Annotated in this window: 10 protein-coding genes; 3 read left to right on the forward strand and 7 right to left on the reverse strand. The window is 34.2% G+C overall.

Going from position 1 to position 15,970, the window contains the following annotated elements; all coding sequences use genetic code 11:
- The 4 genes from ACFVR2_RS14710 to ACFVR2_RS14725 all read right to left on the reverse strand — a co-directional run.
- Positions 1–1,604, reverse strand: a 1,604-nt coding sequence (locus tag ACFVR2_RS14710; RefSeq protein ID WP_387362893.1) for a DEAD/DEAH box helicase, incomplete at its 3' end; no start/stop codon positions are given.
- Positions 1,605–2,244: 640 nt separating this feature from the next.
- Complete coding sequence (locus ACFVR2_RS14715) at positions 2,245–6,525, reverse strand: S8 family serine peptidase (protein ID WP_387362895.1); 4,281 nt, start codon at positions 6,523–6,525, stop codon at positions 2,245–2,247.
- Positions 6,526–6,665: 140 nt separating this feature from the next.
- A complete protein-coding gene (locus ACFVR2_RS14720) occupies positions 6,666–7,946 on the reverse strand; it encodes a helix-turn-helix domain-containing protein (RefSeq protein WP_387362897.1) in 1,281 nt (426 codons plus the stop codon).
- Positions 7,947–8,432: 486 nt separating this feature from the next.
- Positions 8,433–9,284: an aldo/keto reductase gene (locus tag ACFVR2_RS14725; protein ID WP_387362899.1), complete on the reverse strand. Its 852-nt coding sequence runs from the start codon at positions 9,282–9,284 to the stop codon at positions 8,433–8,435.
- A 477-nt stretch (positions 9,285–9,761) separates the two neighbouring features.
- Here ACFVR2_RS14725 and ACFVR2_RS14730 point away from each other — a divergent pair, with 477 nt between their 5' ends.
- Entirely contained in the window at positions 9,762–10,124 is a 363-nt protein-coding gene (locus ACFVR2_RS14730) for a VOC family protein (protein ID WP_387362901.1), read from the forward strand.
- A 150-nt stretch (positions 10,125–10,274) separates the two neighbouring features.
- Here ACFVR2_RS14730 and ACFVR2_RS14735 read toward each other — a convergent pair whose 3' ends face one another.
- Positions 10,275–11,204 carry a DMT family transporter gene (locus ACFVR2_RS14735; RefSeq protein ID WP_387362903.1) on the reverse strand — a complete coding sequence of 310 codons (930 nt, stop codon included), beginning with the start codon at positions 11,202–11,204 and terminating at the stop codon, positions 10,275–10,277.
- A gap of 138 nt (positions 11,205–11,342) precedes the next feature.
- Here ACFVR2_RS14735 and pdxR point away from each other — a divergent pair, with 138 nt between their 5' ends.
- On the forward strand, positions 11,343–12,776 hold the full coding sequence (gene pdxR, locus ACFVR2_RS14740) for a MocR-like pyridoxine biosynthesis transcription factor PdxR (RefSeq protein ID WP_387362905.1): 1,434 nt from the start codon (positions 11,343–11,345) through the stop codon (positions 12,774–12,776).
- 32 nt (positions 12,777–12,808) lie between these two features.
- Positions 12,809–13,663, forward strand: a complete 855-nt coding sequence (locus tag ACFVR2_RS14745; RefSeq protein ID WP_387362907.1) for an FtsW/RodA/SpoVE family cell cycle protein — start codon at positions 12,809–12,811, stop codon at positions 13,661–13,663.
- Between the two features lie 27 nt (positions 13,664–13,690).
- Here ACFVR2_RS14745 and ACFVR2_RS14750 read toward each other — a convergent pair whose 3' ends face one another.
- Both ACFVR2_RS14750 and ACFVR2_RS14755 read right to left on the reverse strand, forming a co-directional pair.
- Positions 13,691–14,551, reverse strand: coding sequence for a pentapeptide repeat-containing protein (locus tag ACFVR2_RS14750; RefSeq protein ID WP_387362909.1), 861 nt, complete (start codon positions 14,549–14,551; stop codon positions 13,691–13,693).
- A gap of 179 nt (positions 14,552–14,730) precedes the next feature.
- Positions 14,731–15,765: a DUF3048 domain-containing protein gene (locus tag ACFVR2_RS14755; RefSeq protein WP_387362911.1), complete on the reverse strand. Its 1,035-nt coding sequence runs from the start codon at positions 15,763–15,765 to the stop codon at positions 14,731–14,733.
- Positions 15,766–15,970 lie beyond the last annotated feature (205 nt).

Below are 15,970 nucleotides of genomic sequence, written 5' to 3' on the forward strand. Positions count from 1 at the left end.
CCTGTTCTTTCCGCTCTACCTGTATTTCCCGTTCTTTCCGCTCTGCCTACATTTCCTGTTCTTTCCGCTCTACCTGCATTTCTTGTTCTTTCTTCCCTACCTGTATTTCCCGTTCTTTCTTCTCTACCTGCATTTCCTGTTCTTTCCGCTCTACCTACATTTCTTGTTCTTTCTTCTCTACCAGCATTTCCTGTTCTTTCCGCTCTACCTGTATTTCCCGTTCTTTCCGCTCTGCCTACATTTCCTGTTCTTTCCGCTCTACCTGCATTTCTTGTTCTTTCTTCTCTACCTGCATTTCCCGTTCTTTCCGCTCTGCCGGCATTTCTTGTTCTTTCTTCTCTACCTGCATTTCCTGTTCTTTCCGCTCTGCCGGCATTTCTCGATCTTTCTTCTCTACCTGCATTTCTCGATCTTTCTTCTCTACCTGCATTTCTCGATCTTTCTTCTCTACCTGCATTTCTTGATCTTTCTTCTCTCGCTCTGTCTGAACTTTCTCCTCTTTCCATTTCTATTCTCTTAATTGAAAGATTAAGTTCTTTTTCAATTACTCTCATATCTTGAAAATCCTTTGGAGTAGCAAATGTAATCGCAATACCAGTATCTCCTGCACGTCCTGTTCTTCCAATTCGATGTACATAGCTTTCTGTATCCTGTGGTATATCATAGTTGAACACGTGAGTAACACCTTCGACATCAATTCCTCGAGCTGCTACATCTGTTGCTACAAGATATTGTATTTTAGCTTCACGGAACAATTTCATAACTTTTTCGCGCTTGCCTTGAGTTAAATCTCCGTGTAGTTCTTCAGATAAAAGACCTTTTCCTTTAAGCTGTTCATTTAATTTATTAGCTCTTCTTTTTGTTCTGCAAAAAATGATTGCTAGAAACGGTTCTGCTTCTTTGATTTGAGTCAATAAGGCATTAAATTTTCCGCGATCGGTTGTTTCAATAATTAATTGTTCAATTTCATCTAGTGTAATTCTTTTAGCTTTTACTTTAATAATTTCCGGCTTTTTCATGTAACGCTTTGCAAGTGATTGGATTTGTTCTGGCATCGTAGCAGAAAATAATAACGTTTGTCTCGATATAGGAGTTTGATTGATAATATCTTCTACTTCGTGTAAAAATCCAATATGTAACATTTGGTCTGCTTCATCGAGCACTAGAAAATCAACCTTATCTAATTTAATAGTTCCTCTTCTTAAATGGTCTAAAAGTCTGCCAGGTGTTGCAATGATTAAATGGGCACCACTTTTTAGTTTACGCGCTTGTTGTTCAACATCTTGTCCACCGTATACAGCAAGGACACCGAAATCATCACTAACAATCCTTTTAGCCTCAGCTGTTATTTGGAGAGCCAGCTCTCTTGTTGGAGCAACTACTAATGCTTGTGTATGTGGTAATTCTAAATTAATTCTTTCAAGGATTGGAAATAAAAATGCAAATGTTTTACCAGTTCCTGTTTGCGCCTGCCCTATTAAATCCTTACCTTCAAATACGATTGGGATTGCTTTCTCTTGAATCGGAGTAGGCTCAGTTATCCCTAATTCAGTTAAATACTCCGTTAATTCCTCACTTAAACCTAAACTAAAAAATTTATTCATTATATTTACCTTACTTTCTATTTTCTATCATTAATAATAATGGTTGTTTCATATATTTACTCAAAAATGACTAATCCATTGTATCACAACGTTTATTAATCTTTTTAAAATTATTCTTATTTAACTGTGTAAGTAAAATCGGTCAGATTTCTTCTGCATCAAGTTATTTTTCACAATTTCTCGGTAAAATAATCAAAATTTTAATTAAATATTAAGTTCGGGATCAAGGAAAAAAGCACGATTTTTTATCTGTTGTTAAAGAGTATATGTTAGTTGATTTCCACTACAGGATGCCCGCTTTCCATGGGGCGAGACCTGAGCCTCCTCGTCACGTTCGTTCCTGCGGGGTCTCAGCCTTCCCGCATATCCCATAGGAGTCGGGCACCCTTCCGTTCCAATCAACTTCTTCAAATTCCAAAAAATAATCTTATCATTATCTAAAAAAATAAATACTTAAATGAATTAACTTTTGTAAGTCAAATCAATTTTTATATCAAAAAAGTTTACTTTAAATAAATTCTACTATGCCCCCTTTTGAATTGATCAAACAATAAAAAACCTTGGTATATTTGACACAATCATTTTTCTATAGCACGAAAAACGGTAACCCACTAAAGGCTACCGTTTTTTTTATATTTAATTACTCTAATCCAAGTGCCTGTAAAACATCATCTAATGTCTTGCCCTTATATTTCGTAGCTGCTTTTGGTGAATTGTCATTCCAAGGATTTTGCATTAAGTAGTTATTGATGACATATTGCATATCTTTTGCATCAACAACACCATCATCGTTAATATCAGCATCACGCTTATTTGTATCCCAATACGTTTGGATGTAGATCGCATCTTTTACATCTATGACATTATCTTTATTTACATCTCCACCAGGTATATAGTCATAGTTAATTGGTTTCGATCCTGCTGTAGTTTTTCCATCTTCTTTTACACCAACTGTAAAATCTTTAGAGAATGTAAAGTGACCTGGTACATCAATTTTCAAAGTAAAATCATCATCAGTTATCGGCAATCTCGTTCTAAATGCTGATGGACCTAAGCTGCCAGCGTAACCTAAAGGATCAGATACACCATATTCTTTACCATTTACATCTTTCACACTAATTTTTGAACCTGTTTTATTGAAGTCAATTTGTTTCGCCATAGGTTCTCCACCGAACAACATTAGTCCTTCAGCTTGAACTTGAGCTCTCATTAGAGAATATGTCGGAGTAATATAGAAATATGGTTGAATACCTTGTGTCGTTACAGTCGTATTATCCACGTTAGTATACACAGCGTTAAAGAATCTACTTGAACCAGTTGCATTGTAGAAGTTCATCGGTCCTTTGTAGTACTGGTCTTTTGCTTTTAATGTTAAGTCTACTAATGATACATCTCCAGCGATACCTGTGTTCGCTAAGTCTCCTGTTGCCGTTGCTGTAATCGTCATTTTTGTTAACGAATTATTAAAAGGTGCAGTTGTATATTGAACATCTAGTTTGCCTTTAAACGCAGCATTCGGCTGAACATTGATTAAATCAAGGAACTGACTTGGGTAAAGGAAAGTAAATTCAGCTTTCTTCACATTTGTTTTTACATTTTTTGTTGAGAACGTTACCGTTGTTGATTCACCCATGTTTATACGTTGTTTATCAGCAATTGCTGTAGTATAAGCCGTTCCTTTTCTAACAAAATATGCATCAATGAAACTACCGTAATTTCTAACAGTTGATTTGCTATAGTCTGAGAAGTCGTACTCTGTAATTGCATTAACAATTGGCCCAGATGTACTTAATGGTATGTCTGAATTGAAATTACCTTGTGAATCTAGTGGTATACTTTTCTCTTGAGAGTTATTAGGATTATAGTAAGTAAAATTATTATCTCCTTGTGAAGTATTAATGCCTGCTGCTTTCATTTCGTCGATCTCTTTATCAAACACGTTACCTGATACTGTAACTTTCGTGTCAGTTGGATTAGCAGTTTCGTAAATGCCTCCAGCCTTCATATTGTTCATTGTTACTTTTGCTTCTTTCACCCCGTTATAAACCGGTGCATCAGCTGTGAAAGTTTCACCTTTATCATTTGTTCCTACCATTCTAATTTTCCATAAACCTGGATCAAGCTCTTTCAGATCATATGCAATTGGACTATCCGAATCACCAGTTAATGGATAGTATTGACCATTATTTAGAACTCCTCGGAAATAATACTCAATATTCTCATCTGCTCCCATTCCATCAGCTGAGCCTAAGAATCCGAATTCTTTATCTGTTTTTGGATCGACAAGGAAGAAATCAAAATAACGCATATGAGAATTTAATTTAAAGTTTACGCCAATTGACCATCTTGTTGCATTACTTGCCGCTTCGTATGGCACTGTAAACGCTGAGGGATTACCTGTCAAATAGTCAATTCCTTCTTTTACCGTATGAATAGCAAATGGGATTTTATAAGTTTCATTAGGATCCTTTTGGTTTGTATAAACTACATACCCTTCATACGTCCCAAGCTTCGCATTTTTAGGAACGTTGATTGTAGCATCCATATTAGCACTACTATATCGTTTTACTTTTATAGATGATTTAACATCTAATGTAACTCCATTTACAGCAGCGTCCTGATCTGCTCTTGAGTCGCCTGCATACCTAGCACTTAACGTATGGAATTGTACTTTCACATCATATGTTTTATCCTCAGAACTTTTATTAAATAACGTGATTGAACGTTGATCTGTCAAATCCTTACCACCAATTCCTTGTTCGCCAAAACTCATTGCACCAGTAATATTTTTAATTTGTTTAATGCCCTTACTTGCTAAAGTAGTTGCTCCATTATTAGTGGTATTATCTTTTACTGTTGAAGTTTTGTCTTTTACTTGAATTTCCGTCGCTGCATGAACAGCGTCATAAGGATTTACACGTCCTGCACCAACTTCATATACACTGTATTTATCAGATAAAGGATCCGCTGTATTCATAAGTGTTGCTTTAATATCTGAAGGAGTCATGTCTGGATGAGCTTGCTTTAATAATGCTGCTACCCCAACAACGTTTGGAGTTGCCATTGATGTTCCAGATAAACGCTCATATGCGTATTGATAGTTCCCAATTTGATCTGCTCCATGCATATAAGAAGGAACAGTAGAGAAAACAGATACACCCGGTGCCGTTACTTCAGGCTTAATATCATATAACACACGAGAAGGACCACGTGAACTGAATGGTGCCAATTTATCGCCCACAGTCACTGTTTGTTTCATATTACTAAAAGTAAAGTCTAAAGGTGTACCTGCTGACGCACCAACTATAGGTAATTTAGCAGCTAAAGCTTTTCCTTGTGCGTTGCTCATTAAAAATGTTGGTAGTAAGCCATAACCGTCACCAAGATATACGTCACCTAAAGGAACATCCGCATCATATAAAACAACAGCCTTTGCCCCATGTAATTTAGCTGTCGCAATGATTTTAGTAATTCCAATGCTACCTCGTTGGGCTAGAACAACTTTTCCATTTACATCGATTGGTACAGAATTACCATTCACATCACGCTTAAAATAACTAGGTTCATTACCATATGATACATTCACCATTTGTAGAGTCTGACCTTCAAAATCCGCTACGTTATCAGTTAAACCTTGAGCAGCTAATTTTAAATCAACAGATATATCGCCTGTTGAAGGATGAAGTGCACCTGAAAAACTTGGAATTGTAACAGACGTGTCACTTGCACCTACTGTAATTGCTAAAGGAGCATTACCAGGAGCGCCAAGTGAATACATTCTGTCCCCAGAGTTACCTGCAGCGACAATCGCTGTTACCCCTGCAAGTACTGCATTGTTTACTGCAATACTCGTAGGATATAATGGATCATTGTAATTTGCTCCAAGAGACATATTAATGATGTCCATACCATCTGATACTGCTTTATCGATACCTGCCAAAATAGCTGACGTAGAACCTGAACCATATGGACCTAAAACACGATAAGAATAAATATCAGCTTCAGGTGCAACACCCTCTACAGCAAAATCTGCATTGTTTTTTGCTTGTCCAGCAATAATTCCGGCAACATGCGTACCATGCTCAGTATAGTACGCTTCACCGCCTGAACTCAATTCAGGCTGACCAGACTTCTTCCAATCTGCATATGTAGTCTCCATTGGGTCACTGTCATTATCGACGAAATCATAACCACCCTTGAAAGCGCCTTTTAAATCTGGATGATTATAATCAATTCCAGTATCAATAATACCAACCTTTACACCTTTTCCTGTAAAGCCTTCTTGATGAAGTTTTTCAACACCAGGAAAGGTAACCATCGTATGTTTTGCAGCTTTCTCTGTTGATGTTGATGATTCGCTAATAGACGGTGGTTCTACTTGAACTTGCAAATCACTATAGACTGCTTTTACTGCATTTGATTTAAGAAGAGCTTTTACTTTATTAGCTGGAATTGTCATTGCAACTCCATTAAAAGCTTTTTTATATGAATGTTTAATTGAATATGGATTTTTCTTTGCTTTTATTTCACTGCTAAAAATTGTTTTTAAATCTTTTTGGAATGTTTCGTGTGAAGCATCTACTTTTGCTTTTGCATCTGCAGCTGTTAGAGTTGTACCATCTGACTCTGCTTCTAAAACCGCTGTCTGCTGTGGCTTGTCCTTAAACTCAACTATGACAGGAGTAAGCTTGTCACTAGTTTGATCGACTTCAGAAGATAATTGAAGTCCCTCTTTGTCACTTAATTTCAATTGCTTAATTGCCTCTCGTTGCTGTGGCGTCAGTTGTGCTAGTACTTGTTCAATCTTTGAAGTTGCTTGTGCATGAACTTGTTGTGAAAAGGAACCTGGTGTCATTGTAGTACTGATAAGTCCTGTTGTTAATGCTAATGTTGTAACATTTCTAAACATTTTCTTTTTCAACTACTATCCCTACTTTCTTTTCTTAATAAGTTCATTATAAAGAAACTTGATATAATTTTATTTTCTGAAAATTATGTCAAATTGTATTTTTTTAAAATTTATTTATACTTAATTCTCTTCTTCAAACTAATAGAATAGAATTAAGCAAAGTTGCGCAAGGAGCTCTCCTTAATACCATTAATACTTAATAGTTGTATATACTTATTTATTTGGTCCGAAGTCGCATAGTCCTTATATCTCCAATATATTAGAAGACATTTATTGAATCTTTCTAAATTGCCTATTTGATTTGCTGTATAAGCTACATCCAGTAATTCATTTAAACCATTTGGCAGCTGTAGGCTTTCACACTGGTAAAAAGCATATGCATAACGAAAATCTAAATGCACCTTCTGTTTTAACCATGGTTCGGCATCTATTATCAATTCTTCAATTGTATGATGATATAAATCTAGTATTCTTTTAGCATCATCTAATCGATTCAAGCGAATAAAAGCTTCAAGCACCTTTGGTAATCCAACATATACATCTTCTCTATTTTCTAGCCAACTAAGATATTGATCTACATACTCCAGTTGTCCGTAATCTAAATAAGAAGCAAGGCGATTTCCTTTAGCTATATCAGCAAAATAATCATTTACCCCCGCATATTGTTCTATAAGTTCTAATATCTCTTCTAATGAGCCCCCAAGGCGGGCAAGTGCAAAGCTTTTATACATAAGTGCTCTTCCATAATACTCTCCGTCTTTAACCATTTTCCTTAATCTCTCAGCGTAGTAAAGCACCTCATCCCATTGCTCGCGCCTATAATAGAAAGCTGAGATCCATAAATATGCTTCCATTCTAACTTTTTTCGGCATGCAATACAGATACTCCAACACATATGTCAATGCGTGATGACCATCCTCTGTCATTCTTAAAATATAAAAGCGCCTATAATAACTAATTGCCAACAGTTCTAAAACGTCCTTTGAATCACATTTAATAATAATCTCGTACAAAAACAAAGCCTTTTCTTCTTTTCCAGCTTTAAAAAGCTCCTCTGCGACGAAAAAAATATAATTCATATAATCGATTTGAATCGTAACTGATTTTTCAGTTGTCATAACTTGTAACAGATTTTGACAATGCTCTTCGTAACCATTCGTAAAGCATTTGAATAAAAACTGTACACTTTTACGCTTGTCCAAAATTTGTTCTTCATTAAAACACTCTTCATAAAAATATGAATAAAGTGCGCCTTCCTCCAACCCAATCGCTTCTGAAATGGCATCCAAATATTTTAGTGTGAGCGAGCGTTTATGATTAAAAATACGACTTATTTCACTAATATGAATACCTGACTTCTGAGCCAAATCAGTTTTTGTCCAGCCTTTCTCTAGGCATATACATTGAATTTCTTTAAATAGAGCTACGTTCATTCTTCTCACCTACCAATTTTCTTCTTATTTACTTCTGCTCTTTCCCCGAGCTTTATAAATGCCCCATCCGCTTAAAGCTATTAAATTACAATTTCATTATAACGAGATTTGATATAATTTTATTTCTGACAAATTTAGTCAATTTGCTTTAATCGTTAATAACATTTGATTATTAGAAGAAATATCAAAAAAAATGGCTCTCCATTAGTCTCATAGCGACTTATGGAGAGCCTCATTAATTAGTTAATATAATACGAATCTACTTTTTTAAGACGGTATAGATACTTACGAGATTATTGCAGGAAACCTAGGCCTTTAGGAACTCTGGTCAACCAGTAAACATTTCTGGTAGACCATTTTTTACATGTCTTATGATTAGCAGTAATTTACTATTTCTAATCCTAAAAGTATTAATAAAAAAACCGATGTTTCTCAAAGAAAATCGGCTAATTATTATCAATCATTTCGGAAGAGAGTGTTAGTGTGTTAAATATCAAGTTTTCGGTTACCAATCCATTTCACCATTTCAGGATCCCTATGGGAAAAGAACAAGCTTTCCTTCGTATCTAATGCACCAATCCTCTCCAGTTCTTCTTGGCATAATTTGAAGTCAAAGATATTAAAGTTTTCGATGATTCTTTCCTTACGTACTGATTTAGGTATCGCAACAACGCCTCTTTGTGTCAACCAACGCAAGATAACCTGTGCTACTGATTTATTGTGTTTTTCAGCAATAGATGCTAAAACTTCATTTTGAAACATGTTATTTTTGCCTTCAGCGAATGGTCCCCATGACTCTATCTGTACATTATTTTCTTTCATAAGGTCATGACTTTCAATTTGCTGACAGAAAGGATGCGTTTCAACTTGGTTTACAGCAGGAACCACTTCGTTATGAATAATAAAGTCTGTTAGTCGGTCTGGATAAAAGTTACTAACTCCAATTGCCTTAATCTTACCATCACGGTACAATTCCTCCATTGCACGCCAAGAACCATATACATCACCAAATGGCTGATGAATTAAATATAAATCCAAATAATCTAGTTGTAATCTTTCTAATGACTTTTCAAATGCTTTCTTTGTTTGTTCGTATCCTGTATCTTGTACCCAGAGTTTTGTGGTAATAAACATTTCCTCCCTTGGCACTCCACTTCGTTTTAATGCTCGGCCGACTGCTTTTTCATTTAAGTAAGAGGCAGCAGTATCGATCAATCGATAACCTGCCATAAGTGCATCATAAACAGCCTGTTCACATTCATTTTCATCTTGAATTTGATAAACACCAAAACCTAAAATAGGCATCTCTACACCATTGTTTAAAATGACTTTTTGCATATAAATCCCTCCAGTTCTACACCTTTTCTTTAATACATTTTTTCCAAGAAGATAATATGTTTAAGTTTTAAAGATTGGTATTTGTGCAATGGTTACAATATTTTCGTATCCTTATTATGCAATAAATGAAAAAGCTACCGTTATCCAATTCTTATCAAATCATTGCCTAATTCTCTCAAGTCACTTATATTCTTGAAAAATGTATATTAAAATTATCACAAATACGTTCCAAACAATTAATTCCAAAAGCAACTCTTCCAACAACTGATATAGGCTCTATTAAATCAATAATTTCTTTAGACACTTATTTCCATCCCTTAATCAAACTTAATTTTGTCCTTATTCCTTCTGCAACTATACTGCCATTTATTGAATTAGAAAATCAACAATCTACTTTAACAGAACCAAATAATAAAAAAGGTAAGTATACGCTCTGCAAAGAATAGTTAATACAGTAAATATAAAGGAGCTGATTAAATGAATGGAGTTTTAGATATTGTAATTTTTTGTAAAGACACAAACTCTTCTAAGAACTGGTATGAAAAAGTTGGATTTGACTATTTAAGAGGTCACGATGATATGTATTGGTTTAAAGCCGGGAATGGCGAGCTAATGCTCCATCCTACAGATACGCAATCCAATACTGATGCAGTCTTTCAATTAGTCGTAAATGAAGTCGATCCACTATTTGAAAGTATAATGGAAAAAGAATTGACGCCATTAGATTTCTCAAATGGAGAAAAAGTCATCACAGAGCCTACTGTTCAACCGTGGGGATACAAGGAATTTTGCTTAAGAGATCCAGACGGTTACATATGGGCATTTGTTCAAAAATCATAATTAATTAAAATAGTTCCATAAAATGAAGAAAATCCACATGATAATTCTTTTTCCATGTGGATTTTCTTCATTTTAGTTATACGTTCGAATTCTGTAAACTCAACTCGCTTTACAAAATTTCAACGGACCGCAAATTCAAGATTAACAATATTACTTAGAAATATTCACTTCTTTCTTTAAAAGCCTCCCTTGCTTTCTATACATAGAAAAAGTTGACCAATTTGCAATGAATACTCCAGATAATATTAGTATGCCACCAATCGCCATAATTGGTTTAATCGGTTCGTCCATTACAAAATAACCTAAGACAGTTGCAATTAATGGTGATACATAAAGCCATGTTGAGGGGAAGACCGGATTAGTCTTAGATAATAACCAACTGTATAATCCGTGTCCCCCTATTGAACCTATAAATACAAGATACAATATTGGCCACCCTGCGTCCCAAGAACTTAAACTAGCAATCTTCGGTTTTTCCAATAAAAACGAAAATAATAGTAGAAAAATTCCACCATATAACATTTGAAAAGCATTGATTAGAAATGGCGATACAGTACTGTATTCTGTTAATATTTCTTTTGAGGAAATCGATCCTAATCCGTAAAAAGCTTCTCCTAATAATACTGCGATACAAGCGGCAACCCATAAGGAAGAGACATGCTGACTTATACCAGGTAAACAGACAAATATTACACCTGCAAAAGCCATTAATAATGCGATTAGCTGTTTACGCTCAATTCCCTTATTATTTCTCCTTAATTGGAAAAGTAAGATCATCATTGGACCAGTTGCAGACAAAACTGCGGCTAAGCCCGATGTTATATATTGCTCAGCCCAATATAATGTTGAAAATGTCATAAAAGTTAAGCAGAATCCAATATACATAATTCGTTTTAAAAAAATAAATTTCTTTATATTTACCCCTTTAAGAAGGAAATATAAAATGACAATCAATCCCGCTAATGTAAATCGAATGCCAGCTGAAAATAAAGGCGAAACTCCTGACTCAATTCCGAATTTTATTGCTAGAAAAGTTGTACCGAAAATAATGCAAATTAAAATATAATTAATAATGATCATCTCATCACCCCTTTGATAAAAGTATTATATTAAAGTCGGAGTATAACAGTATAATAGAGCATATAACAGTTAGCTCTTTTTCCATTGACGAATGATCTTTTTTTAATTAATTTATAAATAAAAAACTAGTGGTGATCTATGAAAATTCAAATCCATAAAAAATCAACAGTTCCGATTTATCTCCAAGTATGCACTCAAATTGCAGGTAGCATTCAAAGTGGTCTACTTTTACCTGCCGAAAAATTACCATCTTTACGGAAATTGGCAGAGGAACTTTCAATAAGCGTTTTAACTGTTAGAAAGGCTTATAAATGGTTAGAGACAAACGGCTATGTCACGGTAGAGCCAGGTAAAGGAGTATTCATTAGCAAGAAAGTAAAAAAAACATCACCAGTCGATCTAAGTAATAACTGGCAACAGACTTTAGGAATCAATATTGTAAGATCCCAATATTTAATAAATAGAGAACAGTTAAAATATGATTTTTCAAAGGCAGTTGTGTATCCACGTCTGCTTCCTAATAAATTTTTAGCAGATGAAATGCAAAAACTATTAAGAGATGACGCTTCTATCTTAACAACCTACGGACCGGTTCAAGGAGATCATGAACTAAGAACGGAAATTGTTAAACATTTATATGAATTTCAAAAAATACGATCTAAAGCTGAAAATCTAATTATTACAAGCGGCGTTCAGCAAGGAATTGACTTAGTAGCACAAGCACTATTAAAACCTGGGGATTCAATTATAGTCGAGAGTCCATGCTATGGTGGTGCACTTGATATTTTTATAAATAAGGGGATTCATATAATACCTGTCGAGATGGATGAAGAGGGAATTCGATCAGACTTAATTGAAGATATATGCATTAAATTTACACCAAAATTAATATATGTTAACCCGACCTTTCAAAATCCAACTGGAATCTCAATGAGTAATGGTCGAAGAAAAGAATTAATTGAACTTGCACAACAGTATCATTTTTTTATTCTTGAAGACGATTCATTTAGTGATATGTATTTCGAAAAAGCATTTCAATATTACCCAATTAAGTATTATGATCAATCAAATCACGTCATCTACATTAAAGGATTTAGTAAAACTTTAGCACCCGGAGTTAGAATTGCTGCAATGCTGGCAAATGGACCGGTTCTAGAATGGCTACTTGCAGTTAAAGCTTCAATGGATGTGGGTAGCCCATTACTAACACAAAAAGCGATTTTACCATTTCTACGAACCGATCGAATGCGAAGTCACATCGAAAAACTACGAATCGCTCTACAAATTCGGCGTGATACAAGTGTTGAAATACTTTCATCTCTTAATGATCAATTAAATTTTCGGATACCTGATGGTGGCTTTAATTTGTGGCTAACATTTCATGAATCCAATCTAGATATTTTTAGTCTATTAAGAAAAGCTAATCATGAAAATATCTCATTTTTACCTGGGGTAGCTTGTTTTAACAACAATACAGATCTTTCTTCATTTCGAATTAGTTACTCGCTAGTTAGCGATAATGAATTAGCCGAGGGGTTAGAAAAACTACGCAATATTATTAAACAAAAATAAAACGATTGTAAAGGAAGGCCATTTAGAACAAGATGCTTAATTTTAAAAAAATAAACTTATTACCACTCGTCATAACTATGCCAGCAATGATAATCGGAGTACTTGCCATGATCAATAACCAGGTGTCTCCGTCCATTTACGGTCAAAATATTTTTATTGCTCTTGTAGGAGGAATAATCTCCTTTTTAGTACTGTATAGAGATCAGAAATCCACCAAGAAAAAGACAAATATCATTGTCATTACATGCATACTCATATTATTTTTACTTACCTTTTTGGATAAAGGATTACTTGGTGTACATCGCTGGGTAGCAATTGGCCCATTAAGATTTAATATCGCTTTAGTTTTAGTTCCATTATTAATAATACAACTAGCAAGTTTATTGAAATCAAAACCATTTTGGGTTACTTTTGGATTTACATTATTCTTTGCAGTAATGTTACTTTTTCAACCTGATGCATCTCAACTAACTGCTTTTACGATCTCTATCTCATTTTTATTACTAAATCTGAAAAAAAGTAAAAGCGTTCAAATACTCTTATTAATTGTTTTTATCCTTTTAATTGTCTTCAGCTGGACTCATTTAGATCAACTTGCCCCAGTTTCTTATGTTGAAGACATTTTAAGTTTAGTAAAGGAAATGGGAATCGGATGGCTAGTCTTAGCGGTAATCTCACTTTTTATTTTACCAATGCCATTTTTCTTATTTCCGCCAACCAATGCAAAACCATTATCGTTTAGTCTTGGGATCTATTTTTCGATTAGTATTCTTTCAAGCTTTTTTGGAAACTTCCCGGTACCGATAATGGGGTACGGAACATCTCCTTTTATCGGTTACTTAATAGCTATTTCTTGGTATGTATATAATAAAAAAATGAACCACTAAATAAATTGGTTCATTTTTTTATTTTCCTCACCAATGAGATGGTCTTTTAAGTGTTGCTGGTATTCTAGTGTGATAATCTCCCTTTGCTGAGTTAATTTGAGCTTGAGTAAGAAAAATACTTCCTGTAAGGTCCGCTCCACTCAAATTAGCATCACGTAAGTCTGCACCGATTAGATCAGAACCCCTTAAATCGGCTCCCTTTAAATCAACAGCAATTAAATAGGCCCCTCTTAAGTTAGCTCCGATAAAATTCGCACCTTTTAATTTAGCACCTATAAAGTCTAAAGCCCTGCCGGTTGCTTTTTGAGGCTTCTTATTGTTGTTAAATTTTTTCAAAGCCACGGCCCTTGCTAGCTCACTAGTACGTATAAGTAAAGAGTTAACTTCTGCACGGTGAGCGATAATATCTAAGTTTAATATTAATTTAGGCTCCATAAGTGTTAGCTTTTCAGTTTCTTCTAAAATTATTTTTACTTCATTATGAATCTCACTTGCAGTACTAATCATCAAACTTTCATTTAAATACCAAAGCATTTCATGCAGTTGCTTCATAATTGGAAATACTTCATACATCTCATTAGCCAATTCAGGATTTTGTCGCCAGTCTTTTCCATTAAAGGTTACTTGAGATACTTTTTGTCCAGCCCCAAAGCAATCAAAAACAGTACAGCCTTTGAAACCGATCTCTCTTAAATTCTTGTGAACTCCGCAACGAAAGTCTGATTGTAAATTATGACAAGGTTCGCCTGCAATTTTATCATTAGCAAAATCAGCCGAAGCAGCAAAAGGTAATGCGACACAGCATAAACCAAAGCAACTCTCACAATCCGCATTTAGATTTTTATAACGCTCGTTTACTAAACCTATATTTTCAATTTTACTAGCCACTCTTTGAGCCCCCTTCCCACCATATATAAACGAATAATATTTTTTATCGTAACATCGTTATTTTTTTTGGTCAAACATAGACTTACAGCTTATGAAGTGCGACTTTCAACATTAATTAGTAGTCATTCTTTATCAATAAAAAACAGATAATTATATAAAATTATCTGCTTTCATGTACTTTATTTAATTGTTACATCTTTTAAAAATGGAACAAAGTTAATCCAAGTTTGTCCTGGTGAAAGCTTTATTTCAGTTCCATCTAGTGTAAACGGAATGATTCGACCATCTACATTCTTCCATTGTATATTCATATACTTTCCATCAACTAGATAATATCCTTTTCCACCATGTTCGATATCAATTGAACGGCGACCATAGCTATCAATAATTTTATGAGTCGCTTCTACAACTAAAATATTTTTAATTTGAAGTTCCTTCCCGTTCAAGGCATCCTTTGCAACAATTCCATTTTGAACTCGTTGAAATTCTTTAGTTGAATTCGAATACTTATAAGTCACATTATTTCTTGCATCATGAGAGTATTTTATAAAAATTTCAGCAGCATTTTGCCAAGAGTTATCAAATACTAATTCTTTCTGGGTAAAATCTAATGGAGCAACTTTTTCTGAATAAGAGTAATGTCTTTGAGCAACTCCTTTTTCAATACCCCCTTTCAAAATATAAGAATTGTGAGGTGCTTTTCTCGTTTTGTCTCTTTTAAATAACGTACCGTCGTAGATCAGTCCGTTTAATGCATCAATCATTCCTGAATCCATCATTTGTTTCGCTTTAGGACTATTTCCGTGGCATATAAATAATGCATGATAACCATTTGCCAAATTGATGTAATAATCTCTCGCACTTCTTACAGGTCCAATTTTTTCGGGTATATTGCTTTGAAAAATGGCTAGAAATCTTGTAATATCTCCTTCTGCTAAAATTTCATAAACAACATCAGCATTACTTAGTCCACTTTGAGGTCTAGCCAAATAATAATTATTAACCATAACTGCAACAGGTCTTTGTTCACTAGCTTGACTTATTGGTAAACCATTTAAAGGAGAATAAATCGTATCTATTTCTCCTTTATCAATTACATGTTCATTCGAAGGATTTTTATCATCATTTTTAACTGTTTTTACAGACTTTTCGCCATGCTTACATCCTACTAGAAGCATACTTATCACAATTATTGATAAAATTTTCTTATGCATTGGCTACCTCACAATCTGTTATTTTCTTAAATTATATTAAATAACTTTTAAAATCGAAAGAATTTGTTAGAATTTTTCAAAAATAAAACGACCATCTAATAATTGAAGTTATTCCTTAATATATGAACTTGTATTGTTAAATAATCAGCTTAAATTTGTTCTTATTTTATTTAATCTAAAATATTGTATAAAGATAAGAATGATT

The sequence above is a fragment of the Gottfriedia sp. NPDC057991 genome, assembly GCF_042886615.1.
GTDB lineage: Bacteria > Bacillota > Bacilli > Bacillales > Bacillaceae_G > Gottfriedia.

What these genes read in the sequence shown, in the direction of transcription:
- ACFVR2_RS14720 (WP_387362897.1), bottom strand. Translation starts at nt 7,946, where the DNA reads ATGAACGTAGCTCTATTTAAAGAAATTCAATGTATATGCCTAGAGAAA.
- ACFVR2_RS14725 (WP_387362899.1), bottom strand. Translation starts at nt 9,284, where the DNA reads ATGCAAAAAGTCATTTTAAACAATGGTGTAGAGATGCCTATTTTAGGT.
- ACFVR2_RS14730 (WP_387362901.1), top strand. Translation starts at nt 9,762, where the DNA reads ATGAATGGAGTTTTAGATATTGTAATTTTTTGTAAAGACACAAACTCT.
- ACFVR2_RS14735 (WP_387362903.1), bottom strand. Translation starts at nt 11,204, where the DNA reads ATGATCATTATTAATTATATTTTAATTTGCATTATTTTCGGTACAACT.
- pdxR (WP_387362905.1), top strand. Translation starts at nt 11,343, where the DNA reads ATGAAAATTCAAATCCATAAAAAATCAACAGTTCCGATTTATCTCCAA.
- ACFVR2_RS14745 (WP_387362907.1), top strand. Translation starts at nt 12,809, where the DNA reads ATGCTTAATTTTAAAAAAATAAACTTATTACCACTCGTCATAACTATG.
- ACFVR2_RS14755 (WP_387362911.1), bottom strand. Translation starts at nt 15,765, where the DNA reads ATGCATAAGAAAATTTTATCAATAATTGTGATAAGTATGCTTCTAGTA.